This is a genomic window from Gordonibacter pamelaeae 7-10-1-b, from assembly GCF_000210055.1.
In the GTDB taxonomy this organism is placed as follows: Bacteria; Actinomycetota; Coriobacteriia; order Coriobacteriales; family Eggerthellaceae; genus Gordonibacter; species Gordonibacter pamelaeae.
The window spans coordinates 3,114,088-3,115,256 of record NC_021021.1; the positions used below are offsets into that span (position 1 = coordinate 3,114,088).

The 1,169-nt window shown below is 70.6% G+C and carries 2 protein-coding genes; both read left to right on the plus strand.

Annotated features, from left to right (window positions below; genetic code table 11):
* On the plus strand, positions 1-543 hold a 543-nt coding region (locus GPA_RS14300), incomplete at its 5' end, for an ATP-binding protein (protein ID WP_049784180.1).
* 201 nt (positions 544-744) lie between these two features.
* Positions 745-1,169, plus strand: a 425-nt coding sequence (locus GPA_RS19535) for a hypothetical protein (protein WP_049784291.1), incomplete at its 3' end; no start/stop codon positions are given.

Consider the following 1,169-nt stretch of genomic DNA (forward strand, 5'->3'; position numbering starts at 1 on the left):
AAGGCGCTCTCGCGCGCGGGCATCCCCAGGCGTTACTGGGCCGCCGAGGCCGACCGCCCCGAGTTCGCCGAGTACATCGCCTCGTTCGCGGGCAACGGGGGCGCCGGGCTCTACATACACGGGGGCGTCGGCGCCGGCAAGACGCACGCCGCCTCCGCCATGGCCAGGCTGTTCGCCGAGGCCAGCTACGACGTCGCCTTCACGACGGCCAAGGGCATGCTCGAGCGCGTGAAGGCCACGTTCGACGAGGGCGGCACCGAGGCCGCCGTCGCGCGGTACGCCAAGTGCGACGTCCTCGTGCTCGACGACCTCGGCAAGGAGGACGCGACCGAGTGGTCCGTCGGCACCGTGTTCAGCGTGCTCGACGCGCGCTACGAGGACATGCGCCCGACCATCGTCACGTCGAACTACGCGCCGGGCGCGCTGGCGGACAGGCTCGCAAGGCGCGGCGAGCGCGTAACGGCAGAGGCGATCGCGAGCAGGATCTCCCAGACCTGCAGGCCCGTCTACCTGGGCGGAAGGGACAGGCGCCAGCTCGGCTAGCTTGTGCGCTTCCCGTGGAGGCGCGGACGGCTCGACCCAGCTCGACCCATCGCGGGCGGCCCCGCCCTCTGCCGCAATCGAAATCGCTATACACGTCTTGGGCGGCGCCGACGCGCCAGCACGCACGCCTGCTCCGACTCGCACCGTGCCCCCATCGCGAGGACGCCGCCCGCCAAGCAACAAACGAAAGGCGGAGAGCCCATGGACGGCTTCGAGAGGATAACCGGCCGCGAGCACGAAGAGCTCGTGGAGAAGTGCCAGGAGAACGGCTGGCTCAAGGTCGGCGGCTTCGACTGGCAGGACGACCCGTTCCTCGAGGAGTACGCCTACGAGTTCTCCCGCACGGAGAGCGTCGACAGGCTCCGCGAGGCGCTCGGCTCGGGCAACTGGGCCATACGCCAGGGGTTCTGCTACCGCGACCTCGCGTTCATCCAGCAGGTGAACGGCGGCGACGAGTGGTGGACGCTCAAACGCGACGGCGACGCGTGGACCGGCTTCGAGAGCTGGAGCTTCGGCGCCATCGCCCAGGAGCCCGAGCGGTTCGAGCGCGCCATGCGCGACATGTGCGAGGCGACGCCGGAGCAGTGCCGCAGCGGCGAGTGGGCCCACCTGCACGAGAAGGCGCC